This is a genomic window from Streptomyces sp. NPDC052109, from assembly GCF_040680195.1.
Taxonomy (GTDB): domain Bacteria; phylum Actinomycetota; class Actinomycetes; order Streptomycetales; family Streptomycetaceae; genus Streptomyces.
This window is the reverse complement of the sequence record NZ_JBFAWF010000021.1, coordinates 119,962-143,709: the sequence shown is the minus strand read 5'-3', so window position 1 is coordinate 143,709 and position 23,748 is coordinate 119,962. Positions and strand designations below refer to the sequence as shown.

19 protein-coding genes and 1 pseudogene are annotated in these 23,748 nt (G+C 73.1%); 7 read left to right on the top strand and 13 right to left on the bottom strand.

Going from position 1 to position 23,748, the window contains the following annotated elements; translation table 11 throughout:
* Window positions 1-18 precede the first annotated feature (18 nt).
* From AB0L59_RS32730 to AB0L59_RS32695, 8 genes are all read right to left on the bottom strand, one after another.
* Window positions 19-1,212 carry a glycine C-acetyltransferase gene (locus AB0L59_RS32730; RefSeq protein ID WP_365590265.1) on the bottom strand — a complete coding sequence of 398 codons (1,194 nt, stop codon included), beginning with the start codon at window positions 1,210-1,212 and terminating at the stop codon, window positions 19-21.
* A 38-nt stretch (window positions 1,213-1,250) separates the two neighbouring features.
* A complete protein-coding gene (gene tdh / locus AB0L59_RS32725) occupies window positions 1,251-2,279 on the bottom strand; it encodes an L-threonine 3-dehydrogenase (protein ID WP_365590264.1) in 1,029 nt (342 codons plus the stop codon).
* Window positions 2,280-2,468: 189 nt separating this feature from the next.
* Window positions 2,469-3,044 carry a GAF domain-containing protein gene (locus tag AB0L59_RS32720; protein ID WP_365590263.1) on the bottom strand — a complete coding sequence of 192 codons (576 nt, stop codon included), beginning with the start codon at window positions 3,042-3,044 and terminating at the stop codon, window positions 2,469-2,471.
* A gap of 61 nt (window positions 3,045-3,105) precedes the next feature.
* Entirely contained in the window at window positions 3,106-3,705 is a 600-nt protein-coding gene (locus AB0L59_RS32715) for an ATP/GTP-binding protein (RefSeq protein WP_365590262.1), read from the bottom strand.
* The gene (locus AB0L59_RS32710) at window positions 3,683-4,054 is read right to left on the bottom strand and encodes a DUF742 domain-containing protein (protein ID WP_228619280.1); all 372 of its coding nucleotides are present in this window, start codon (window positions 4,052-4,054) and stop codon (window positions 3,683-3,685) included. The genes AB0L59_RS32715 and AB0L59_RS32710 overlap by 23 nt, the downstream gene beginning before the upstream one ends.
* A 2-nt stretch (window positions 4,055-4,056) precedes the next feature.
* A complete protein-coding gene (locus tag AB0L59_RS32705) occupies window positions 4,057-4,491 on the bottom strand; it encodes a roadblock/LC7 domain-containing protein (protein ID WP_362121294.1) in 435 nt (144 codons plus the stop codon).
* Window positions 4,492-4,574: 83 nt separating this feature from the next.
* Entirely contained in the window at window positions 4,575-6,878 is a 2,304-nt protein-coding gene (locus AB0L59_RS32700; protein ID WP_365590261.1) for an ATP-binding protein, read from the bottom strand.
* A gap of 571 nt (window positions 6,879-7,449) precedes the next feature.
* Window positions 7,450-8,616, bottom strand: a complete 1,167-nt coding sequence (locus AB0L59_RS32695) for an MBL fold metallo-hydrolase (protein ID WP_365590260.1) — start codon at window positions 8,614-8,616, stop codon at window positions 7,450-7,452.
* Window positions 8,617-8,845: 229 nt separating this feature from the next.
* Between AB0L59_RS32695 and AB0L59_RS32690 the strand changes: the two genes are divergently transcribed.
* From AB0L59_RS32690 to AB0L59_RS32670, 5 genes are read left to right on the top strand one after another with little or no spacing between them, the layout of a single operon-like run.
* Complete coding sequence (locus AB0L59_RS32690) at window positions 8,846-10,003, top strand: acyl-CoA dehydrogenase family protein (RefSeq protein ID WP_365590259.1); 1,158 nt, start codon at window positions 8,846-8,848, stop codon at window positions 10,001-10,003.
* Window positions 10,003-11,739 carry a thiamine pyrophosphate-dependent enzyme gene (locus AB0L59_RS32685; protein ID WP_365590258.1) on the top strand — a complete coding sequence of 579 codons (1,737 nt, stop codon included), beginning with the start codon at window positions 10,003-10,005 and terminating at the stop codon, window positions 11,737-11,739. The genes AB0L59_RS32690 and AB0L59_RS32685 overlap by 1 nt, the downstream gene beginning before the upstream one ends.
* Complete coding sequence (locus tag AB0L59_RS32680; protein ID WP_365590257.1) at window positions 11,736-12,914, top strand: Glu/Leu/Phe/Val dehydrogenase dimerization domain-containing protein; 1,179 nt, start codon at window positions 11,736-11,738, stop codon at window positions 12,912-12,914. Before AB0L59_RS32685 ends, AB0L59_RS32680 begins: the two co-directional genes overlap by 4 nt.
* Window positions 12,911-14,962 (top strand): acetate--CoA ligase family protein, encoded by a 2,052-nt coding sequence (locus AB0L59_RS32675; protein WP_365590256.1) that lies wholly within the window; start codon window positions 12,911-12,913, stop codon window positions 14,960-14,962. Before AB0L59_RS32680 ends, AB0L59_RS32675 begins: the two co-directional genes overlap by 4 nt.
* Before the next feature lie 49 nt (window positions 14,963-15,011).
* Complete coding sequence (locus tag AB0L59_RS32670) at window positions 15,012-15,620, top strand: TetR/AcrR family transcriptional regulator (RefSeq protein WP_365590255.1); 609 nt, start codon at window positions 15,012-15,014, stop codon at window positions 15,618-15,620.
* Between the two features lie 49 nt (window positions 15,621-15,669).
* Here the strand turns inward: AB0L59_RS32670 and AB0L59_RS32665 are convergent, their stop codons facing one another.
* Together AB0L59_RS32665 and AB0L59_RS32660 are read right to left on the bottom strand one after the other, a co-directional pair.
* Window positions 15,670-16,434 carry a glucose 1-dehydrogenase gene (locus AB0L59_RS32665; RefSeq protein WP_365590254.1) on the bottom strand — a complete coding sequence of 255 codons (765 nt, stop codon included), beginning with the start codon at window positions 16,432-16,434 and terminating at the stop codon, window positions 15,670-15,672.
* 155 nt (window positions 16,435-16,589) lie between these two features.
* Window positions 16,590-18,143: an APC family permease gene (locus AB0L59_RS32660; RefSeq protein WP_365590253.1), complete on the bottom strand. Its 1,554-nt coding sequence runs from the start codon at window positions 18,141-18,143 to the stop codon at window positions 16,590-16,592.
* Window positions 18,144-18,343: 200 nt separating this feature from the next.
* On the opposite strand from AB0L59_RS32660, the gene AB0L59_RS32655 reads away from it, so the two are divergent.
* Complete coding sequence (locus AB0L59_RS32655; RefSeq protein WP_365590252.1) at window positions 18,344-18,958, top strand: TetR/AcrR family transcriptional regulator; 615 nt, start codon at window positions 18,344-18,346, stop codon at window positions 18,956-18,958.
* 623 nt (window positions 18,959-19,581) lie between these two features.
* Here the strand turns inward: AB0L59_RS32655 and AB0L59_RS32650 are convergent.
* The 3 genes and pseudogenes from AB0L59_RS32650 to AB0L59_RS32640 form a co-directional block, all read right to left on the bottom strand.
* Entirely contained in the window at window positions 19,582-20,367 is a 786-nt protein-coding gene (locus AB0L59_RS32650; RefSeq protein ID WP_365590284.1) for an SGNH/GDSL hydrolase family protein, read from the bottom strand.
* A gap of 174 nt (window positions 20,368-20,541) precedes the next feature.
* Window positions 20,542-20,662, bottom strand: a pseudogene (locus tag AB0L59_RS32645) (peptidase); the annotation flags it as partial.
* A gap of 3 nt (window positions 20,663-20,665) precedes the next feature.
* Window positions 20,666-22,738 (bottom strand): alpha-galactosidase, encoded by a 2,073-nt coding sequence (locus AB0L59_RS32640; RefSeq protein WP_365590283.1) that lies wholly within the window; start codon window positions 22,736-22,738, stop codon window positions 20,666-20,668.
* Between the two features lie 172 nt (window positions 22,739-22,910).
* Between AB0L59_RS32640 and AB0L59_RS32635 the strand changes: the two genes are divergently transcribed.
* Window positions 22,911-23,708, top strand: coding sequence for a tyrosine-protein phosphatase (locus AB0L59_RS32635; protein WP_365590251.1), 798 nt, complete (start codon window positions 22,911-22,913; stop codon window positions 23,706-23,708).
* The last annotated feature ends 40 nt before the right edge of the window (window positions 23,709-23,748 follow it).

The following is a 23,748-nucleotide window of genomic DNA, read 5'->3' as shown; positions in this document are numbered from 1 at the left end:
CCAGGGGATCCCCCCTGGTCAGGCCCCCAGCTCGGCGCGCGCCGCGACGAACGCGTCGACCGCGCGGTTGACGTCGTCCGTGGAGTGCGCCGCGGACAGCTGGACGCGGATGCGGGCCTGGCCCTGCGGGACGACCGGGTAGGAGAAGCCGATCACGTACACACCGCGCTCCAGCAGCAGCTCGGCCATGCGGCCCGCCTCGGCCGCGTCGCCGATCATGACGGGTGCGATGGCGTGGTCGCCGGGGAGGATGTCGAAGCCCTCCTCGCTCATCCGGCGGCGGAACAGCGCCGTGTTCTCGCCCAGCCGGACGCGCAGGTCGTCGGCGGACTCCAGCAGGTCGAGGACCTTAAGGGAGGCGGCGGCGATCACCGGGGCCAGGGTGTTGGAGAACAGGTACGGCCGGGAGCGCTGGCGCAGCAGGGCGACGATCTCGGCGCGGGCGGCGACGTAGCCGCCGGAGGCGCCGCCGAGGGCCTTGCCGAGGGTGCCGGTGATGATGTCGACGCGGTCCGTCACGCCGTGCAGCTCGGGGGTGCCGCGACCGGTGGGGCCGACGAAGCCGACGGCGTGCGAGTCGTCGACCATGACCATCGCGTCGTAGCGGTCGGCGAGGTCGCAGATCTCGCGCAGCGGGGCCACGTAGCCGTCCATGGAGAAGACGCCGTCGGTGACGATCAGCCGACGCCGCGCGTCGGACGCCTCCTTGAGCTTGGCCTCCAGGTCGGCGAGGTCGCGGTTGGCGTAGCGGAAACGGCGGGCCTTGGACAGACGGATGCCGTCGATGATGGAGGCGTGGTTGAGGGCGTCGGAGATGACCGCGTCCTCCTCGCCGAGCAGCGTCTCGAAGACCCCGCCGTTGGCGTCGAAGCAGGAGGAGTACAGGATCGTGTCCTCCTGGCCGAGGAACGCGGACAGCCGGGCCTCCAGCTCCTTGTGCACCTCCTGGGTGCCGCAGATGAACCGGACGGAGGCCATGCCGTAGCCCCAGCGGTCCAGGGCCTCGTGGGCGGCGGCGATCACCTCGGGGTGGTCGGCGAGGCCGAGGTAGTTGTTGGCGCAGAAGTTGAGGACCTCGCCGGGGCGGCCGCCGGCGGTGACGCCGACGGTCGCGGACTGGGGGGTGCCGATGACCCGCTCGGGCTTGTGCAGTCCGGCGGCGCGGATCTCGTCGAGGGTGGCGCGCAGGTCGTCGCGGACGGTGTCGAACATGGGGGTGCTCTCCTGAAGGTGCTTGCGGGTGAGGGGAGTTACGCGGTCCAGTCGAGGATGACCTTGCCACCCTTGCCGCTGGCGGCATCCGCGAACGCGGCCTCGAAGTCGCGGTAGCCGTACCGGCCGGTGATCACGGGGGCGAGGTCCAGGCCGCCCTCCAGCAGCACCGACATCGCGTACCAGGTCTCGAACATCTCGCGGCCGTAGATGCCCTTGACGGTGATCATCGAGGTGACGATCCGGGCCCAGTCGACCGGGAACTCCTGCGCGGGCAGGCCGAGCATGGCGATCCGGCCGCCGTGCGTCATGTTGGCGATCATGTCCCGCATGGCCTCGGCGCGGCCGGACATCTCCAGGCCGATGTCGAAGCCCTCGCGCAGACCCAGCTCGCGCTGGCCGTCGGCGATGGTGGTCTCGGCGACGTTCAGGGCGAGGCTCACCCCTATCTTGCGGGCCAGCTCCAGGCGCTCCTCGCTGACGTCGGTGATGACGACGTTGCGGGCGCCGGCGTGCCGGGCGACGGCGGCCGCCATCAGGCCGATCGGGCCGGCGCCGGTGATCAGCACGTCCTCGCCGACCAGCGGGAAGGAGAGCGCGGTGTGCACGGCGTTGCCGAACGGGTCGAAGATCGCGGCCACGTCGAGGTCGACGGGGACGCGGTGCACCCACACGTTGCTCGCGGGCAGGGCGACGTACTCGGCGAAGGCGCCGTCGCGGCCGACGCCGAGGCCGACGGTGGCACGGCACAGGTGGCGGCGTCCGGCCAGGCAGTTGCGGCACTTGCCGCACACCAGGTGGCCCTCGCCGCTGACCCGGTCCCCTATGCGGATGTCCGTCACGTCCCGGCCGGTCTCGACGACCTGCCCGACGAACTCGTGCCCGACCACGAGCGGGGTGCGGATCGCCTGCTGCGCCCAGCCGTCCCAGGCACGGATGTGCAGGTCGGTGCCGCAGATACCGGTCCGCATGACCTTGATCAGTACGTCTCCGGGGCCGATCTCGGGCTCCGGGACGTCCGTCAGCCAGAGTCCCGGCTCCGCCTTCTCCTTGACCAGCGCCTTCACGCGTGCGGCTCCTGTGGGTGAGGTCCCGGACCGCGGGCATGCCGAATGAGCCCGCACCGGGTCAGAGGGGTGGAATCACCCTGCAATCTGCCGTATGCGCGGGCCGCTGGTCCATCGAGCTTTTCTTAACCGCCGCCTCAGCTTTCCTTCACGCCGCAGGTGCGGGAAGCGAAGGCGCGCCGTAGCCCGTCACAGCGGCAGGCCGTCCTCGGCGCTCCGTTCGAGGCGTACGACGAGATCGGCGGCCAGCGCCTTGATGGTCTCCAGGCCGGATCTGCCCCAGGCCCGGGGCTCGGTGTCGGCGGCGCAGACGGTGCCGAGCGCCATGCCGGAGCTGTCGATGAGCGGGGCGCCGAGATAGGAGCGGATGCCGTACTCGTCCACGACGGGGTTCCCGGCGAACCGCGGATAGTCGCGGACGTCCTCCAGGACCAGGGCCTTGCGGCGGACCACCACATGGGGGCAGAACCCGTGGTCGCGCGGCAGGATCCGGCCGAACTCCGGTGCGGTGCCGTCCTCCCGCAGGAAGGGCGCGGCGGCGGGGACGCTCAGGCCCGCGAAGAACTGGTGGTCCTCTCCGACGAAGTTGACCATGGCGTGGGGCGCGCCGGTGAACCGGGCGAGGTGGTCCGCGAAGGTGTCCAGCGCCGGGTCGGGACGGTCCACCAGGCCGAGCAGGCGCAGGCGGTGGACGCGGGCGGGTGCCTCCTTGTCCTCGGGGGTGAGCAGCAGACCCCGGACCGGACGGGGCGGCTCGTAGGTCATGGCCGGGCTCCAGCGCTGTGGGCGTACCTCATATGGCGGCTCCGTGGGCGGTTGGGCGGGTTCACATGTGGGCGCCATGGCTCGGCGCGTGCGCCGGGGCGTGGGCGAGGAGGTGTCGTACGAGGGTGAGCAGGGTCTGCACGCCGGAGCTGGAGATCCGGGCGTCGCAGCGGACGATGGGGATCTGTGGGTCGAGGTCGATGGCGGCCCGCACCTCCTCGGGGTCGTAACGGTGGGAGCCGTCGAACTCGTTGACGGCGATGATGAATCCGAGTCCGCGTTCCTCGAAGAAGTCGACCGCCGCGAAGCAGTCCTGCAGTCGGCGGGTGTCGGCGAGGATCACCGCGCCGAGCGCACCCTCGGACAGCTCGTCCCACATGAACCAGAACCGCTCCTGCCCCGGTGTGCCGAACAGGTACAGCACGTGGTCCTGATCGAGGGTGATCCGGCCGAAGTCCATGGCGACCGTCGTCTCCATCTTGTTCTCCACGCCGTCGAGACTGTCGGTGCCGACGCTGACCGTGGTGAGCAGCTCCTCCGTGCTGAGCGGCGCGATCTCGCTGACCGCGCCCACGAAGGTCGTCTTGCCGACCCCGAACCCGCCCGCCACCAGGATCTTCAGCGCGGTCGGGAACGGGTCAGAGCTGTCGTCGTAGTCCATCGAGCACTGCCTCCAGCAGAGACCGGTCGGTAGGTGTGTGGTGGAAGGCGGGGGGCTTGGTGGTCAGGGCCCCGCAGTCGACGAGGTCCGAGAGCAGCACCTTGGTGACGACCGCGGGCAGTTTCAGATGCGCGGCGACCTCGGCGACCGACACGGGTGCCCGGCTCAGGTCGAGCGCCTGGGCGTGCTCGGGGCCGAGGTAACCGAGCGGGGTGACGCCGGTGGCCATCACCTGCGACATCAGGTCCAGCGCGATGCTGGGCTCGGTGCGTCCGTTGCTGACCGTGAAGGGGCGCACCAGCCGCCCGGCCGCGTCGTCCAGCCAGGGCCCGTCGCCGGCTGCGGCCACGCTCAAGGCCTCGTCGCCGTGGAGTCGACAGGGTGCTGCCGGGGTGCCGTCACCAGATAGGGCCGGACGCTCTTGACGAGCATGGCCATCTCGTAGCCCAGGACGGCCGCGTCGGCCTCGCGTCCCGCGAGCACCGCGAGACAGGTGCCGGATCCGGCGGTGGTGACGAACAGCAGGGTCGAGTCGAGCTCGACGACGACCTGGCGTACGTCCCCGCCGTCGCCGAACCGGACTCCCGCACTGCGGCCGAGGGAGTACAGGCCGGAGGCCAGGGCCGCCATGTGGTCGGCGCTGTCGATGTCGAGGCCGTGCACGGACTTCACCAGCCCGTCGCAGGACAGGAGCACCGCGCTGGTGGTGTGCGGTACGCGCTGCACGAGGCCGCTCAGCAGCCAGTCGAGGTCGGATGCGTGGGCGGTCGGCGCATCGCTCGCCATGGTGGATCGACTCCTTGGGTGTCTGCGGGAGCGCTGGGGCTGGGGGTGGGTGTTCGGTGGTGGGGGTCGTACGGTGCGGGCGGTCAGCCGGCCGGGGCGCTCCCGTCGGACCGGCCGGCGCCCTGGGCACCGTCGGATGCGGGCGCGTGGGCGCGCCCCTGGCGTATGGGGGTCGGGGCCATGTGGTCCGGACCCGCGTGGTCCGCGGTCCTGTGTGCTGGGCCCGGAGGCTGGGGTCGCCTACGTTCCGGCTCGGAGGACTCCGTTACGCCGGAGGGAATGTGATGACCCGACAGATGAGTCGTGGATTCCATGTGCACGGACTCCATGGGGACCGGCTCCATGGGGACCGGCTCCATGGAGACCGGCTCCAAGGGGACTGGGCCCATGTGTACGGAGTCCAGGTGGCCGGCGTTCCTGTGTGCGGGCTCCTGACTCTCCATGTGCTGCTGCGCCTCGGCGAGTCCGATACCGCGCTGGAAGGCCGCCATCAGCCCCGGATCGTGGCCGGGGACGGTGTCGGCGTCCTGGCGGGGTGCGGGGCCACCGCGGAGCTGGGGGACGATGTGCTCCTGGGCCCGGCGGCGGGGCAGTTGCGGCTTGGCCATGGTGCCGCGCACGGTGCCGGCGCGGGGTGTCGGCAGGACGCCGGAGTGCGCCTCGACCGCCGCCCGGTCCGCGGCCCCGATGCCGGGTACGGCCTCGGCGGGGTTGGGCCGGTCCTGCCCGGCGCCGCGCACGGGGAGCGGTGTGGGGGCGTCGGCGTCCCGTCCGCCGTCACCGTTCTCCGGGCCACGCCGTCCGGTCCCGCCCTCGGCGCCGCGCCGCCCACGCTGGGCGTGCCGCCGCCGTCCGGTCACCGGGGCCTGCCCGGCACCCGAGCCGGCCTCGCTCCCGGAGTCCTCGCCGTGCGAGGCGTCCCCGGCCGCTCCCCCGGCCTCGGCTCCCGCTCCGGACGGGACCCCGGCGCCCTGCCCGGCACCGCCGTGGACGGGGCTCGTTCCCCCGGACCGGACGTCGGGGGCGAGTGCGGGTGCGGGCACGTGACCCCGTGCCTGCCCCGCCCCGTGTCCCTGGGCGAGCCCGTGCCCGTACCCCTGCCCGGGCTGCCGCACCTGCGGCGAGGCGCCGGTGTCCACCGGTTCCTGCGGCTGGGGCAGACCAGCGGCGACCGTGCCGGGCGCCGTACCCAACAGCGCCTGGGGGACGACGAGTACGGCCTGCACACCGCCGTAGATGTTGGTCTGCAGGCGCACGTGGATGCCGTGCCGCCGGGCGAGCTGGGAGACGACGTAGAGGCCGATGCGGCCGTCGGCCAGCAGACTGGCGACGTTCACCTGGTCGGGGTCGGCGAGCACGGCGTTCATCCGGTTCTGTTCCCCGACGGGCATCCCGAGCCCGCGGTCCTCGACCTCCACGGCCAGTCCCGAGGTGACCAGGGTGGCGCGCAGCAGCACCTGGGTGTGCGGGGCCGAGAACACCGAGGCGTTCTCGATGAGTTCGGCCAGCAGATGGATGACGTCGGCGACCGCGTGGCCGCGCAGTTCCCCGTCGATCGGCGGGACCAGTTTGACCCGGGAGTACTGCTCGACCTCGGCGATGGCCGAACGCAGCACCTCGGTCATGCTGACCGGGTTGCTCCACTGCCGCCGGGAGACGGCGCCGCCGAGGACGGCGAGGTTCTCGGCGTGCCGCCGGATGCGGGTGGCCAGGTGGTCCACGTGGAACAGGCCCTTGAGCAGGTCGGGGTCCTCGATCTCGTTCTCAAGGTCGTCGAGGATCGAGATCTCCCGGTGCACGAGCGACTGGAGCCGGCGCGCGAGGTTGACGAAGACCTCCAGCTTCTGCTCGCTGCCCGCCTGGCTGGAGAGCTGGGCGGCGCGTACGACGGCGGTGACGGCGCCGTCGTGCGCGCGGGCGAGGTCGGCGGCGAGCAGTTCGAAGTCGTCGGCGTCCTCGGGCGGCCTGCGGCGCGACGTGCGGTGCGGCGGGGCCTCACCCTGGCGCAGCGCGTCGACCAGGGCGTGCAGGTCGGCCTCGCCGCGCGCGGCGGCGCGGCGCAGCGCGTCCACGCGGTCGGAGACCGAACGGGCGGCCCGGTCGGCGGCCACGGCGGCGATGAGGACGCCGGCGACGGTCACGGCGACCGCTCCGGCGAGTACGGCCCAGAGCGTGGGGCCGGTGCGGGCGCCGGTGGAGCGGATGCTGAACAGGACCGCCGCGGTGGCGCTGAGCGCGACCGCGAGAGGCGGCAGCACGGCGAGCCGCATGAGCTGGGGCCGTATGTGCGTCTCGGGCAGTGCGGGAGCGGGACGGGCGACCGGTCGCCCGTGCCGGCCGCCCTCCCGGCGGTCGGCTCGGGTGGCCGGTGCTCGGAGGTGAGACATCTGCGTCCTCGTACTGATCCCTCGGGCCTGTCCGCGCGCGGGGCGCGAGGCGGGCATGCGTCATCGCGGTGTCGGCGACGGAACCGGAGAGCCCGGCCTCGCGGCGCGACGGGCACTCACAGTAGTTGCCGGAGCATCATGTGCGGTGGGCAGTTGACAAAGTCACCCGAGGAGCGTCCCGCTCTGGTATGAGGCTTCGTACGAAAGACCGATTACCCGGCCGGACAAGGGAGTTGAACCCGAAAGGGATCGATGGGATCCGTTCAGGATCGAGCACGGATGGACATCGACAATTCGGGCATCACGGACGTCGTCATCGCGCTCACCGAAGAGCCCCGCCGGTCGAATTGTCACGCAGAGTATGCGCTTTGGCCCTGACCCGAGGTTGCGCGGCAGAACGGCACCAGCCCGGCGCCGACGGCCGGGACGATGCTCTCCGTCTCCGTCGACGCCGGGTGAGATCGGGTGACCCACTCCACGGTGAACCCGAGGATCCCGCCCTTCGCGATGCCCGTACGGACGTGCCATACGGCTTGTGGGGCCTTGCGTCAGCCAGGGAGCCGGTGCGCGGTCAGCCGCGGGCGGGCGGCTCGGCGACGAACGCTCCCACCGAGCGCCACGTGCGCCGGACCTCGCCCGCCACGCCGCGCCACCACGCCTCCGCGGGAAGCTTGCCCGCGGGCTCGAAGGGCTCGCCGGGGCGCGGCAGGGCGACCGCCTGGCCCGCCTCCTCGGCCGCCTCCTTGGTCCATTCGCCCGGCTCGGCCCAGGGGTGCGGGGCGAGGTTGAAGGTGCCCCAGTGGATCGGCAGCAGCGCGCCGTGCGGGGCGCCGCCCTGCAGGTCGAGGTGGGCGCGCAGGCCCTCCCCGGGAGTCATGTGGATGTCGGGCCAGAACTCGCTGTAGGCGCCGATCTGGATCATCGTGGCGTCGAACGGGCCGTGGGCCGCGCCGATGTCCTCGAAACCGTCGAAGTAGCCCGTGTCACCGCTGTGGTAGATCCGGTGCTCCTCGCCCGCCACGACCCAGGACGCCCAGAGGGTGTGCTGGGTGTTGCGCAGGCCGCGGCCGCAGAAGTGGCGGGCCGGGGTGGCGGTGAGGGTGAGTCCGGCGACCCTGGTGGACTCGTGCCAGTCCAGCTCGCGCAGCCGGTCCGGGGAGACTCCCCAGTGCTCCAGGTGGGCGCCGACGCCGAGCGGCACGGCGAACACGGTGTCGGTGCCGGCCAGCGCCTTGATGGTGGGCAGGTCGAGGTGGTCGTAGTGGTCGTGCGAGATGACGACCACGTCGACCTCGCCGAGCGCGGTGAGCGGCAGCGGCACGGGGTGCAGCCGCTTGGGCCCGGCGAAGGGGAACGGGGAGCAGCGCTCGCCCCAGACGGGATCGAACAGGACCCGGTGGCCGTCGATCTCCGCGAGGACGCTGGAGTGACCCATCCAGGTCAGCCGCAGCCCGGTTGCGGGAGGCTTGGCCAGGTCGGCGAAGGTCGTGGGATGCACCGGGACGGTGCCCTTCGGGGCGCGCAGGGGCCGGGTGTCCTTGTCCAGGAACACCTTCGCGAGGTCCAGCATGGAGCCGGACGGCCGGGTGCGCGCCGTACCGCCCGGATTCTGGAAGACGCCGTCCTTGAAGTGGGGGGAGCGGCGGATGCGTGCCAGGCGCTCACCGCCCGGATCGGCGCCGAAGGCCGCAGGCCGCAGCGCACGGAGCCCGGAGCTCGAGGAACGCAGTCCGGTCACGGTACCTCCCGGTGAAGTGGGTGAGGCTCCCCATTATGGTCGGCCCCTCGGACAGCCCGGGACCACCGGGGTGCCGCTGCGGTCCCCGCGCTGTCTACTGAACCTCCGTTCAGCACGTTGACAGGGTGCCAACCCGCTCCGGATACTGACTCACGATTCAGTAAAGCTCAGTGCACGAACTGCCCGGCTCCCTTCGCCGACCCCCGTCCGCGGCCGCCTTGGAGGCACCATGTCCGACCTCCCCACCGAGCTGGTCCCGCTCCGCCCCGAGCAGCGCGACGTCGTCGATCTCGCGCGCGCCTTCGCGCGCGAGGAGATACGGCCACGCGCGCGTGCCGTGGACGAGGCCGACGTGGAGACACCCTGGGACCTGTGGCGGAAGGCGGCCGCGGTCGGCATCGCCGGCTTCATGCTGCCGGAGGAGTACGGCGGGGGCGGCTTCACGGACGTCTTCACCCAGTGCCTCGTCCAGGAGGAGCTGTGCGTGGGCGACCTCGGTATCGGCAATCTTTTGTGCTCCAACGGCTTCTTCGCCGATCCCGTCCTCGAACTCGGCACCGAGGACCAGAAGCGGGAGTGGCTCACGCCGCTCACCGGCCCCGACGCCCCGATGACGGCGCTGGCGACGACCGAGCCCGGCGCCGGCTCCGACGCCGCGTCGATCGTCACCACCGCGCACCGCGCGGCGGGCGGCTACCGGCTGCGCGGGCAGAAGGCGTGGATCTCCAACGCGGGCGAGGCCGAGAGCTACGTCGTGTTCGCCAAGACCGACCCCGCCAGGCGCTCGCGCGGGGTGAGCGCGTTCCTGCTCCGCAAGGGCACCGAGGGCATGACCTTCGGCGAGCCCATGCGCAAGATGGGCCAGCGGGCGATCGTCTGCCGGGAGATCTTCCTCGAGGACGCGTTCGTGCCCGAGCGGCACCGGCTCGGCGCCGAGGGCGAGGGCTTCGTCGGACTGATGCGGACCTTCGACATCTCGCGTACGGTCCTGGGCGCGGCGGCGACGGGCGTGGCCCGGGCTGCGTACGAGTACGCGCGTGACTACGCCCGTGAGCGACGGCAGTTCGGCAAGCCGATCATCGAGCACCAGGCGGTCGCCTTCCGCCTCGCCGACATGCGCACGCGCGTGGAGCAGGCCCGGCTGATGACCTGGCGGGCGGCCCGGCGCCTCGACGCCGGCCTGGAGGCGACCGCGGAGGCCGCGATGGCCAAGCTGACGGCGTCCGAGACGGCCGCCTACTGCACCTGGGCGGCCGTGCAGACGCTCGGCGGCTGGGGCTATTCGCGGGAGTTCCCGGTGGAGCAGTGGATGCGGGACGCCAAGTTGGAGGAGATCGAGGAGGGCACCTCCGACATCATGCGGCTCGTCATCGCGCGGAGCCTGTGATGGACGGCTCCGCCCGGCCGGCGTCCCAGGGCGCCTCCGACGGCCTCCTGACCGGCGGGGAGGCTTTGGTACGGGCCCTGCGGGCGCACGGCGTGACCCGGGTCTTCGGCATCCCCGGCACCCACAACCTGGAGGTCTACCGGCACCTTCCGGCCTACGGCATCGGCCATGTGGCACCACGTCACGAACAGGGAGCGGGGTACGCCGCCGACGGGTACGCGCGCGTGACGGGCCGCCCGGGTGTCGTCCTCACCACGACCGGGCCCGCCCTGCTCAACGCGGCGGCCGCCGTCGGCGAGGCCTACGCGGACAGCGTGCCGCTGCTGGTCGTCTCGCCGGGCATGCCGCTCGCCCATCCGCGGCTGTCCACGGGCGCGCTGCACGAGATGCGCAGCCAGACGGAGGCCCTGCGCGGGGTCGCCGCGTTCAGTCACCGGGTCTCGTCGGTCGCCGAGATCGACACGGCCGTGGCCCGGGCGTTCACCTTGTTCCGGACGCGGCGCCCGCGCCCCGCGCACATCGAGGTGCCGCTGGACCTGCTGACGGCCGCGCAGGTGCTGGGGCCCGTCCGGCGCGCCCCGTCGACCCCGCCGCCCGCCCCCGCCCCTGAAGCCGTACGGCGGGCCGTCACGGCCCTCTGCGAGGCCCGCCACCCCGCGCTGGTGCTCGGCGGCGGCGCCGCCGGTGCGCGGGCGCAGTGCCGCGCCCTCGCCGAGCGTCTCGGTGCGCCCGTCGTGACCACGGCGGCCGGCAAGGGCACGGTCGCGGAGACCCATCCGCTGTCGCTCGGTGTGTCCCTGCACAGCCCGGCCGTGCGGAAGTGGCTCGCCGCGCGCGACGCCGTCCTCGCCGTCGGCACCGAGCTGTCCGGGTCCGACTTCTGGACCGACCCGCCGGCGCTGGACGGCACGCTCCTGCGCGTCGACCTCGATCCGGACCAGATGTACGCGGGGGCCGCGGTGGACGTGCCTCTCGTGGGCGACGCGCGGCTCGCCCTGGAGGCTCTCCTGGCGCACCTGCCGGGCGACCGACACCCGCGCACACCCCGGAGAGCGCCACACGCGCGCGTGGACGTCGTCCCCGACGGCAGGCACGCGCGCGGGGCCGCACACTCCGAAGCGGCAGGTTCCGAGGCCGGCTACGCGCGCGTGGCCGACGAGGTCGCCGCCCTGCGCGCCGCGCGGGACGCCGAGACCGCCGCGCGGGACGCCCGCTGGATCCCGTACCTGCGGGCGGTCCGCGAGGTGCTGGCGGCCGACGCCGTCATCACCTCCGACAGCGCCCAGTGCTGCTACTACGGCGCCCTCCCCCATCTCCCCGTCGGCCCGGAGGGCCGCTTTCTGCACCCGACCGGATTCGGCACCCTCGGCTACGCGCTCCCGGCCGCCCTGGGCGCCAAGGTCGCCGCGCCGCACCGGCAGGTGCTCGCGCTCAGCGGCGACGGCGGGCTGCAGTTCACCGTGCAGGAACTGGCGACCGCCGTGCAGCTCCAACGCCCCTTGCCCATAGTGGTGTTCGACAACGGCGGCTATGGCGAGATCCGCGACGAGATGCGAGCCCGCGGCGACGTCCCGGCCGCGGTGGACCTGCCACCGGTCGACCTGCCCGCCCTGGCCCGCGCCTATGGAGGACACGGCACGCGCGTGTGCGACCCGGCCGCACTGGCGCGGGCCGTGACCGAGGCTCTCGACCGGCCCGGCCCCACCCTGATCACCGTCCCCGAGGAGACCCCATGACCGCCCCCCTGATGTCGCTCGTCTGGACCGACCACGTCACCGGCCGCCAGGGCTTCCTCGTCGTGGACCGGCTGGTGCGCGGCGTGGCCAGCGGCGGGCTGCGCATGCGCCCCGGCTGCACCCTGGAGGAGGTGGCGGGGCTCGCCCGCGGCATGACGATGAAGGAGGCGCTGCACTACGACCCCGAGGCCCGCTACGTGCCCCTCGGCGGCGCCAAGGGCGGCATCGACTGCGATCCCCAGGACCCGGGGGCGTACGGGCTGCTGGTCCGCTATCTGCGCGCCATGCGGCCGTACATCGAGAGTTTCTGGGCCACCGGCGAGGACCTCGGCCTCACTCAGGACCTGGTCGACCGCGCCGCCGCCGAGGCCGGGCTGGTCTCCTCCATCCAGGCGGTGTACCCGCTGCTGGACGACGAGGCGGCGGCCCGTGAGCGGCTCGCGGACGCCTTCGCGGTCGAGGTGGACGGCATCGGCCTGGACGAGCTGGCCGGCGGCTGCGGGGTCGCCGAGTCGGTGCTGGCGGCGCTGGACCGGGCGGGCGTGCCCTACCCGGGCACCCGGGTGGCCGTGCAGGGCCTCGGCACGATGGGCGGGGCCACCGCACGATTCCTCACGCGCGCGGGGCTGACGGTGGTGGCGGTCGCCGACATCAAGGGCACGATCGCCAACCCGGCGGGGCTGGATGTCGAGGCGCTGCTGGCCGCGCGGGACGGGTACGGCACCGTCGACCGCCGCGTGCTACGGGAAGGCGACCGCGAACTGCCCGGCGACGCCTGGCTGTCCGCCGACGCGGAGGTGCTCGTGCCGGCGGCCGTGTCGTACGCGGTCGACACCACCAACCAGGGCCGGATCCGCGCCCGCTGGATCGTCGAGGCGGCCAACATGCCGGTGCTGCCCGAGGCGGAGGAACTGCTGGCGGCGCGCGGAGTGACCGTGCTGCCGGACGTCGTGGTCAACTCCGGTACGAACGCCTGGTGGTGGTGGACCCTGTTCGGCGACGTCGGCGCGGCTGCCGAGGAGGCCTTCGCCCACGTCCGGCGCTCGATGCGCGCCCTCATCGAGCTGATGCTCGCGCGTGCGGAGGCCGACGGGACGACCCCGCGCGCGGCCGCCCACGCCCTGGTGACCGACCGGCTGCCGGTGATCGCGGACCGGTTCGGGTGGTACCGGTGACCGGCCCGGACCAGCCCCCGGACGCACTCTTCGACCCCGCCTCGGTCGCCGTCGTCGGCGCCTCCGCGCAGCCCGGGAAGTGGGGCTACTGGCTGGCCAAGGGGGCGCTGACGGGGCGGGGGCGGCGGCAGGTGCACCTGGTGAACCGGCGCGGCGGCAGCCTGGACGGCGTGCCGTTCCGGGCCGGGCTCGCCGGGCTGGCCTGCGAGCACGTCGTGGTGGCCGTACCGCCCGCGCAGGTGCGGCCCGTGGTGACGGAGGGGCTGGCGGCCGGCGCCCGCTGCTTCACCGTGATCACGTCCGGTGGCGAACCGGCCGAGGAGCGGGCCCTGGCCCGCGAGGTGACCGCCCGTGGCGCCCGGCTGCTCGGACCCAACTGCATGGGTCTGGTCGACACGAGCAGTGAACTGCGGCTCAGCTGGGGCGAGTTCCCGGCCGGTGCGGTGGGGCTGGTCTCGCAGAGCGGAAACCTCGCCCTGGAGATCGGGCGGCTGCTCGGCCGCGCGGGCCAGGGCTTCTCCCGGTTCGTCTCGCTCGGCAACCAGCGGGACATCGACGCGGCGGAAGCCCTGGAGACGCTCGTCGGTCATGCCCCCACCCGGGTCCTCGCCGCCTACGTGGAGGACTTCCGCGACGGCCGCCGTCTGGCCGGGGTGCTGGCGGCCGCGCACGCGGCGGGCAAACCGGTGCTGCTGCTCACCGTCGGCCGCAGCCCAGCCGCCGCGGGCGCCGCCGCCTCGCACACGGGCGCCCTGGTCAGCTCGTACGACACGGTGGCAGCCGTATGCCGCGACAGCGGCGCACTGCTGCTGGAGTCGGCGGGCGAACTCGTCGACACCGCGTTGTGCCTGCTCGCCACGCGTGGATGGCCGACGGACGGGGCCGCTCCCCGCGTCGCGGTCGTGGGCGACAGCGGCGGTCAAGGCGCCCTGGCCGCCGACGCGTTCGCGGTGCGCGCGGTGCCGGTGCCGGAGCTGTCCGCAGACGTCGCACGCCGCCTGGCCGAGGCGCTGCCGCCCGGTGCCGGTTGCCGCAACCCCGTCGACCTGGCGGGCGCGGGCGAGGCCGATCTCGGCAGTTACGCGCGCGTGACGCAGACGCTGCTGGACAGCGGGGAGGCCGACGTGGTGGCCCTGACCGGTTACTTCGGCGACTACGCGAGCGCCGACCCGCAGCGGACGGCCCACGAGTGCGCGGTGGCCGGCGCGCTCGCCGACGCCGCGGCCCGCACCGGACGCCCGCTCCTGGTGCACACCATGGCCCGTGACACCCCGGCCCTCGCCGTGCTGCGCGAGCGCGGAACGCCCGTCTACGAGCGCATCGAGCAGGCGGCCGCGGCCCTGAGCGGTGCCGCACGGCTCGCCGCCGCGGCACCGGCCGACCCGCCGTCCCTGCCCCGCCCCGCGCCTCCCGCTGCGGACGGCGGCTACGAGACCGTCCGCGCCCTGCTGGCCACCCGTGGACTGGCCTTTCCACGGGCGGAGTTCGTGACGGACGCCGAGGAGGCGGTGGCGGTGGCGCGCCGCGTCGGCTTCCCGGTGGTGCTCAAGGCGATGGGCCTCGCGCACAAGACGGAGGCCGGCGGGGTCGCCCTGGCCCTCGCCGACGCGGACGCCGTACGCGCGGCCCTGGCCCGGATGCGCGCGTCCACCGGCGCCGCGCGCTATGCCGTGGAGGCCATGGCGGCACCGGCGCACGCCCACGAGCTGATCGTCGGCGTCCGGCACGACCCGGCGTTCGGCCCCGTCGCCCTGGCCGGCATCGGCGGGCTCACCGCGGAACTCCACCCCGACACCGGGCTCGCCCTGGCCCCACTCACTCCGGCACGCGCGCGTGCGCTGCTCCTCGGGCTGCGCCACGCACCCCTGCTGACCGGCTGGCGCGGCGCCCCGGCGGTGGACCTGGAGGCCGCCGCGACCGCCCTGTGCGTGATCGCCGACGTGGCCGCCGCGCACACGGAGTTCACCGAGCTGGAGGTCAACCCGCTGCTGGTGCACCCGGGCGGCGCCCTCGCCCTGGACGCGCACGCGGTCGTCAGGGGCGTGTGAGAGGTCACCCGACTACAATGGACCGATCAGTCCATTGTCGAGGGCGGTCATGGGCGGGAAGCTGACGGCGAAGGGGAGGGCGACGCGGAGCCGGATCGTCGAGGGGGCCTCGGCGGTCCTGCGGGAGCGGGGAGTCGCCTCGGTGACGCTGGACGACATCATGGCGCGGACCGGCACGAGCAAGAGCCAGCTCTTCCACTACTTCCCGGCCGGCAAGGACGAACTGCTCCTCGCGGTGGCCCGGTTCGAGGCGGAGCAGGTCCTCGACGACCAACAGCCCTACCTGGGCCGCCTCGACTCGTGGGAGGCCTGGGAGCAGTGGCGGGACGTCGTGATCAGGCGCTACGAAGCCCAGGGGGACCAGTGTCCGCTGGGGTCGCTGTTCTTCCAGATCGGACGGTCGACTCCTGGGGCGCGGGCGATCGTGGTCGAGCTGATGCACCGCTGGCAGGAGAGCCTGGCGGCGGGCATCCGGGCGCTGCAGGCCTCCGGCGGACTGCCGCCGGACGTCGACGTCGACGTGCGGGCCGCCGCCCTGCTGGCTGGGATCCAGGGGGGTGTGTCGATCCTCCTGTCGACGGGCCGGTCGGCCCATCTGCGCGCCGCTCTCGATCAGGGCATCGCCGACCTGCGCCACGCCGGCGACGGCGTGGGGTGACCTTCGCGCCCCGGCATGAGCCGTGGGGCGCCCTTCGCGCCCCGCACGGTCAGCCGGCGACGACCGCGGCGCCGGTGCGACCGCCGTCGCCGTCGAGCACGATGCCGTGCACGAACGAGGACTCGTCGCCGGCCAGGTACACCGCGGCGTTCGCGATGGCGTCGGGCGTGCCCATCCGGCCCGCCGGCGTGCCCTTCACCATGGCCTCGGCGGGATGGGCCTCTCCCGGGACGGGCGTCAGCACCACGCCCGGGGAGATCGCGTTCACCCGAACCCCCTGCGGCCCGAACTCCGCCGCCCAGGCCCGGGTCAGGGTCTCCATGGCCCCCTTGGTCGAGCTGTAGAGCGCGCCGATCGGAAGGCCCAGGCGCGCGACCCAGGAGCCCAGGTTGACGATCGCCCCGCCCCCTGCCTCCGCCATCGCCGGGGCGACTGCCGCGGTCAGGAAGAACGGGGCCTTCACATTCACCGCGTAGACCTGGTCGAAGGTCTTCTCGTCGGTCGCCGCCGTGGTGTCGCCGGGGTAGATGCCGGCGTTGTTGACGAGCACGTCGATACGGCCGTGGAGGACCCGCGTCGCCTCCTCGGCCAGCGCCCGCGAGGCGGCGGCGCTTCCGTCCAGATCGGACCGCACGAAGTCGGCGCGGCCGCCGCGTGCGCGGATCCCCTCGACCACCTCCCTGCCCCGCTCGGCGCTGCGGCCCGAGACGACGACGTGCGCCCCCTCGGCCGCGAAGACCTCCGCGATCGCCCGCCCGATGTTGCTGGTCGCGCCGGTCACCAGCGCGGTCCTGCCCGCAAGTCGCATCGACATGGTCCACTCCGTCGCCAGTCGTTCCGCCTGAACCCGAACGCCGGGGGCGCATGCCGCGCCGGCCGGACGGGGCCCCGGGGTGCCGGGGCAGTGCCACTGTGCGGCGGAAAAAATGGACTGGCAAGTCCAGAAAATGGGGCGGCCCGGACCGGCGGTCAGCCCTTCTCCCTGCGCGTTCGGGCCCCGGCCGCGTAGAAGGCCAGCCCGATGACCACGAAGAACACCAGCGGCGCGACCTGGCTGAGGGTGTAGGCGGTGCGCTGTCCGGCGAAGGAGTGCGGGAGGGAGTCCGCGGGGCTGCCGCCGGTGCCGAACCAGCCGACGCCGAATCCCGGCCAGACCAGGACGACCACCGTGAAGGCCACGAAGACGGTGGCGAGTCCGCTGACCAGACGGGCGCCGAGCAGTCCGCCGGGCACGGCGTAGGGGCGGGGCACGGCGGGGTGCTTGCGGCGCAGGACGGCGAGGCTCGGGAAGGTGATGACGTAGGAGATGAACGTGGTGGAGATGGTCAGCCCCAGGCCGGCGGCGAAGTACTTCTCGCCGTCGCCGCCGGTGAGGCCGAGGGCCGTCACGAACAGCGCGGAGGCGAGGACGGCGGAGAGCAGGTTCACCCGGACCGGGGTGCCGTACCGCTCGGATACGTGGCCGAGCCAGGCTGGACCCGCGCCGTCCGCGCACGCCACGGCCTGGGCCCGGTGGGCGCCCATGGCCCAGGTGACGCCGGAGGTGAGCAGTCCGACGATGAGCCCGGCCGCCGCGATCCCGCCGCACACCGCGCCGAAGCCGGTGAGGGTGACCGTGCCGTCCGCCGCGACCGAGCCTCCGTAGACCGTGAAGACGGCCTTGCAGGCGTCGATGAACCCGCCCAGACTGCCGATGCGTTCGCCGGGCAGGACGAAGAGGATGCCGAGGATCGGGCCGCCGTAGAGCACGAGCGCGGCGAGGCCCGAGCGGAGGATGGACAGCGGGATGTCCCGGCGCGGGTTGCGCATCTCCTCGGCTGCGGAGCTGGGCAGTTCGAAGCCGACGTAGTTGAAGATCAGGACGGGTACGAGCGCCACGAAACCGGCGTACGTCGGGGTGAAGCCGCCGGCGGGCAGGTCGTGGACGCCGTTGCGGACGGCGTAGACGACCACCGAGACGAGGAAGAAGCCCAGCAGCACGATCCGGGCGACGGCACCGGCGATCGGCACCCACTTGCCGATCCGCACCGACTGGACGACGGCCAGCGCACCGCCCCAGATGAACACGAACCCGGCCACGTACTTCCAGGCGCCGGGCAGCGGGGTGAAGAACTCCTCCCAGGTCGTTAGGGCGATGATGCACAGGCTGCCGCCCACCCAGACCGGGTTGGATATCCAGTACAGGAGCTGGTTGACCCCGGCCGTGAGCCGCCCGAAGGCCAGCCGGGTCCACACGTACGGGCCGCCCTGCACCGGGAAGGCGGAGCCGAGTTCGGCGACGAGCAGGCCGTACGGCAGGAAGAACGCGAGGGCGAGAATCGCCATCCAGGTCAGGCCCTGCGGGCCCTGGGCGGCCACCGAGCCGATGGTGTCCAGTCCGACGAGCGTGCAGATGAGGAAGAACAGCACGTCGAGCCGGCGCAGATCCTTGCGGAGCCGGGTGCGTTGCTCGCCCCAGCCGGCGGAGAGATCGGGCGTGTCCGGGCCTTGTGCGTGCGCGGAGGTGGTCTGGGCGTGGGTCACGGGCGGACTCCTACGGGCGCGGGCTGACTCCTACGACGGCGGGGGGCGGTGGCACTGTGCCCAGCTGTGGCGGCGGACCGCTTGCCGGCACGAACTTACTGACTGAACGAGCAGTCAGTAGTGCGGTACTGTGGCCCCGGTCGCGCAGGGGTGTCAAGAGGTCGTCGGCAGCTGTCGGGGCGGCTGTGTAGGGTGACCGCGTGGCGAGAGTGCGGTTGAGCGTGGCCGAGCGGCAGGAGGAGCTGCTGCGGGCCGCCATCGGGCAGATCGAGGCGCGGGGCGTGGCGGCGGTCAGGATCGCCGACGTGGCCGCGGCTCTCGGCGTGAGCAACGCGCTGGTGCTGTACCACTTCTCGACGAAGGAGAAGCTGGTCGCGGCGGCGTTCACCTACGCGGCTCAGGACGATCTCGCGCATCTGCGCAAGCTGCTGGGCCGGCGGACGTCCGCGCTGCGCCGGCTGCGGGCCGCGGTGCGCTGGTACGCGCCGACCGGGCAGGCCAAGGGCTGGCGGCTGTGGATCGAGGGCTGGGCCGTGGCCCTGCGCGAGCCCGCCCTGCGGGAGGTCACGCGGGACCTGGACAGACAGTGGAAGGCGGCGATCACCGAGGTCATCGCCGAGGGGGTGGCGGCGGGCGAGTTCACCTGCGCCGACCCTTCCGGCGCCGCGCTGCGGCTGACCGCGCTGCTGGACGGGCTGGCCGTCCAGCTGACGTCGTACCCGGGAGCCGTGCCGCGGACGCGGGCCCAGGAGTGGGTCGACGACGCCCTCGCCCGGGAACTTGGCCTGGAACGGAGCGCGTTGACCGAGCGGTAGGCCCTGTCGTCGCACTCCCGTCGTCCGCCCGCCAGGGCGGCCCTCGCCGGGTCGGGGGCATGCTCTCGGCAGGCCGGGCCCTGACCCTCGTACGTGGATGTACTCGGGCCCGGGCGACGAGAGTGGGTGCACGGCGTCGCGGCGCAGGCGGGAGTTCGGCGACAGGGCCTGGGCCCGCCTGCGGAAGCACGCGGCCGGAAGGCGCCGGGCACCTCTGGAGGCCTGTGGTACAGCGGATGTGCCCGTCCGCACCGGCGCTTGCGGTGACTCGGCCGGCGTCGACAGCCTGATCGGCAGCCCGCGGTGCGCGAACCCGGCCGGGGCCGGCCAGGGCACAACCAGCTTCTTGGCCGTCCGCGGACCAGCTCCGCACCACAGGACCCACCCTCGGAGCCGCCCCGCGACAGACACCGCCGGCCTCACCGAGCATGGCCTCCGACGAGGCCCCCCCTGCCTCCCGGGGCGGGGCGGAAAGCAGGCAGCACCGGCGCCGGCCGGGCAGCCGTCGCGCCCCGAGCCCCCCACCGACCCCGCCGCACGACAAGCGCCGCTGTGCCGCCCAGGTGCCGGGACAGCCGTGTCCCGCGCCGCAAGTCGCGCGGTGCGGGGCACGGTTGTGCGGGTCAGGCCACCGAGGCGATCCGCATCTTGATGTCGTCCGGGGACAGCGTGCCCTTGGCCGTCACGTGGTCGCCGGAGGACTCGCCGCGCAACCGGCGGCCGATCCACGGGACGAGGTACTCACGGGCCCAGTGGACGTCGTCGCGGCGGATGTCCAGGGTGCCCCGGGGTGGCAGCGGCGGCCACGGCTGCTCCGGGTCGGCCGGGACCTCGAGACCGAGGGCCTGGCCGGCGCGCAGCGCCACGCGCGTGTGCCCCTCGGGAGAGAGGTGGAGGCGGTCGTTGTCCCACGCCCTGCGGTCCTGCACGGACTTCAGGGACCACAGGTCGAGGACGGGGCAGCCGTACCGGTCGGCGATCGCGCGGACGTGTCCGTTGTACGTGGCGATCTTGCCGCGCAGATGCTTGAGCACGGGAACGCCGCGAGTGTCGAAGCCGGTCGTCACCAGGACCGTGCCGGCCACCTCGGCCAGCCGGGCCACGGCCCGCTCGAAGCGCTCGGCCACCTCGTCCGGGTCGGTGCCGGGGCGGATGATGTCGTTGCCGCCCGCGCAGAAGGAGACCAGGTCCGGGGCCAGTTCGACGGCCTGCGGGAGCTGGTCCTGCATGATCTGGTCGAGCAACTTCCCGCGGACCGCCAGATTGGTGTACTCGAAGTCGCCCTCGGGGCGCCGGTCGGCGAGCAGGACCGCGAACCGGTCGGCCCAGCCCACGAAGGCCCCGTCGGGCCCGGGGTCGCCGACGCCCTCGGTGAAGCTGTCCCCCACCGCCACGTACGACCCGATCACTGATCTGTTGTCACTCTTCGAATCGTCTGCCACGTCGGACCATGATTCACCTTCGGATGTGACCTACGCGACCGTAAGGAGGGATTGACGAACGGTGAGATGTGACACTCTTAAATAATTTGCCATCCGGGAATAGGGCCGCACGGCACACCGGGGGACGGACTCGGCCGGTGGTCAGCCGACGGCGACGCCGTGCCCGGCGGAGGTGGCCGACCGGGTCGAAGTCCGGGCCGTGGTTCGGCGTGGCCCGGATCTCGAAGTGCGGGTGCCGGCCGGCGACGTCGCCGGCGGCGCCGACTCAGATGCGGCGCAGCCGGAGAACCGCCGCATCCAGGTCGCCTTTCAGCCCGGTGCGCAGTCCGTGGTGCAGCAGAACGGCTCCTCGGTGCACGTCCCCCGTTTCCCGGCATTCGTAGGACGCCGTCGGGTCGAGTCCGCGCAGCCGCAGTGCCGGCACCGGCTCACCGTAGCTCTGCGCCTGGAGCCAGGCGAGGACCACCGCCTCCGCTCCCCGGACGTACTGGACGGCGCTCAGGCCGCCGGCCGGGGGCCGCAGCCGGTACAGCTCGCCGTGCTGGACGACGGGTCGGATCTCCTTGTAGAGGGCCACCCACTCACGCGCCTCCGCCAGGTCCTCCGGCGTCCACTCGGTGAGGTCGCCGCCGACCCCGAGCACGCCCGCCATGGCGCTGGCGAAACGGAACCGCAGAGAGCTGACCCGGCCGTTGAGCTGGGTGTTCGGGCTGTCGGTGACCCAGGCGGCCATGACTGTGGCGGGGTGGACCTGGGTGAAGCCGTGCTGGATGGCGAGCCGGTCGAGCGGATCGGTGTTGTCGGAGGTCCACACCTGGTCGGTGCGGCTCAGTACGCCGAGGTCGATCCGGCCGCCACCGCCCGAGCAGGACTCGAAGGCGACCCCCGGATGGGCCGCGCGCAAACGGTCCAGCAAGGCGTGGAGGGCGCGGACGTGGTCCACCCACAGGCGCTGCGGGTACGGCTCGCCGGGCCAGCCCGCGTCGGTGAAGCAGCGGTTGAAGTCCCACTTCACATAGTCGATCGGGGCGCTGGAGAGCAGGGTGTCCAGTTCTTCCCAGAGGTACTCCTGGACGTCCTCGCGGGCGAGGTTGAGGACGAGCTGGTTGCGGAGTTCCGTCCGCTTCCGTCCCGCTTGGTACTGCACCCAGTCGGGGTGCGCGCGGTACAGATCGCTGTCCGCGTTGACCATCTCGGGCTCGACCCAGATGCCGAACCGCATGCCGAGGCCGTGCACCTGGTCGGCCAGCGGCTTCAGTCCCTGCGGGAACCGGTCGGGATTGGGGGTCCAGTCGCCGAGCCCGGCGCGGTCGCTGGTGCGGGCGCCGAACCAGCCGTCGTCCACCACGAACAGCTCCACGCCGATCTCGGCGGCCCGGCGGGCGAGCGCGAGCTGCTGCTCCTCGGAGATGTCGAAGTTCGTCGCCTCCCAGGAGTTGAACAGCACCGGCCGGTCCCGCTCGGCGTCCGGGATGACGTACGCGCGCTGGTAGGCGTGCCAGGTCCGGCTCGCACCGCCGAAGCCGCCGTCGCTCCACAGGCCCGCGAAGACGGGGGTGGTGTACGACTCCCCCGGCTGCAGGAGCAGCAGGCCCGACTCGTCGTAGCCGGCGCCGCCCGTGATCTGCACACGTGCGTCCGGGAGTTGGGCGACGGCGATACGCCAGGAGCCGGACCAGCCGAGCGCGCAGCCGTAGACCTCGCCGTGCTCCTCGGTGGCGTCGGTGTCGAGCGCCACCCAGGGCAGGTGCTGGTGACCGGTGTGGCCGCGGCGGCTGGCGATGACCTTCTCGCCGTAGGTGAGCGGGGCCGTGGTGAGGCGGGACTCGGCGGCCCAGCGGCCGTGCAGCTGGGACAACCGCCAGCCCTCGCGGTCGGGCAGGGTCCAGGTGGCCGCGTCGGCGCGCAGCAGCTCCACGCGCGCGTGCGAGCCGTTCGCCACGGTGACCCAGCGCTCGACGACGTCACCACGCATCCGGTAATGCAGGGTGACGGCGATGCCGTCGTCGTCGAAGCTCAGCCGCAGCTCCTCGCCCTCGGTCTCGTACGCCTGGAACCTCCACTCCGTGCCGCGACGCTCGTCGGTCCGCACGGACAGGGCGGGGCGGACGAAACGGGGGCCGCCCTCGACGGGGTACTCCTCGCGGCCGTCGAGCGGGGACTCGAAGGGCCAGTAGCCGGGCAGCGGGTCCTCGGCCAGGGCCTCCGCGTCCGCGAGGGCGACACGTGGCCCCCAATGCAGATGGAGCAGCTCGTCCGCGTCGGTGAGATGCAGGGCATAGCTACTGGTGGGCCCCGAGAGGAGCCAGGTACGACCGTCTTCGGCGATGTCCACCACGTAAGACCTCACAGGTGCCAACAGATCCGCTCAAGTGCCAACATCATCAGGTGCGCAGCCCCAGGTGACAATGCCTGTGGACAACTCCTTGCCCGAGGAAACCGATGTCGTATGGTCGACAGAGCGCCCGCCGGCGAGACGCGACGGCGGGTCCGACCCGGGAGGAGCCCCCGTGACGCAGCAGGTCCCGTCGACCGAGCCGGAGCTGGCCGGAGTGCGCAATTTCCGCGATGTCGGCGGGCTGCCGACCGCGGACGGACGGCGGGTGCGCCACGGCGTGCTGTTCCGCAGCGGGCATCTGGCGCACGCGACGGAGGACGACGCGGCCTTCCTCTCCTCCCTGGGCCTGCACACGATCTTCGACTTCCGCAACGCGGCCGACCACAAGCTGGAGGGCCCCGATGTCGAGCTCCCGGGCGTGCGGAACGTGAACCTGCCGCTGAGCGACCCGGCGGACGGCGCCGAGTTCTGGAAGATGGTCCGCGACGGCGACCTCGACCAGCTGCGCGGGATCCTCGCCGACGGCAAGGGCGCGGCCCGGATGATCTCCTCGTACCGGTCGATCGTCAAGGAACGCACCGCCGAGCACTCCCGGGTGCTGCACGCACTCGCCGAGGACAGCGTGCCCGCCCTGATGCACTGCGCGGCGGGCAAGGACCGCGCGGGCATCTCCATAGCCGTGACGCTCCTCGCGGTGGGCGTGGAGCGCGAGGCGATCGTCACCGACTACCTGGAGTCCAACGCCAAGCACCGGCGCTACAAGGTCCGCCGCAGCGGCAGCGCGGAGTCGGCCTACACCCCGGAGATCATGGAACTGCTCAGCCCGCTCTTCGACGCTCGCGCCGAGTACCTCCGGGCGGCGTTCGAGACCATCGAGCAGACCTGGGGCGGCGTGGACACGTACCTGGAGCAGGGCCTCGGCCTCACCCCGGCGGCCCGGGACCGGCTCCGCGAGCGCCTGCTGGACTGAGGCGCCCGCAGGACCGACCGGACCGCTCCCCCTCTGCACC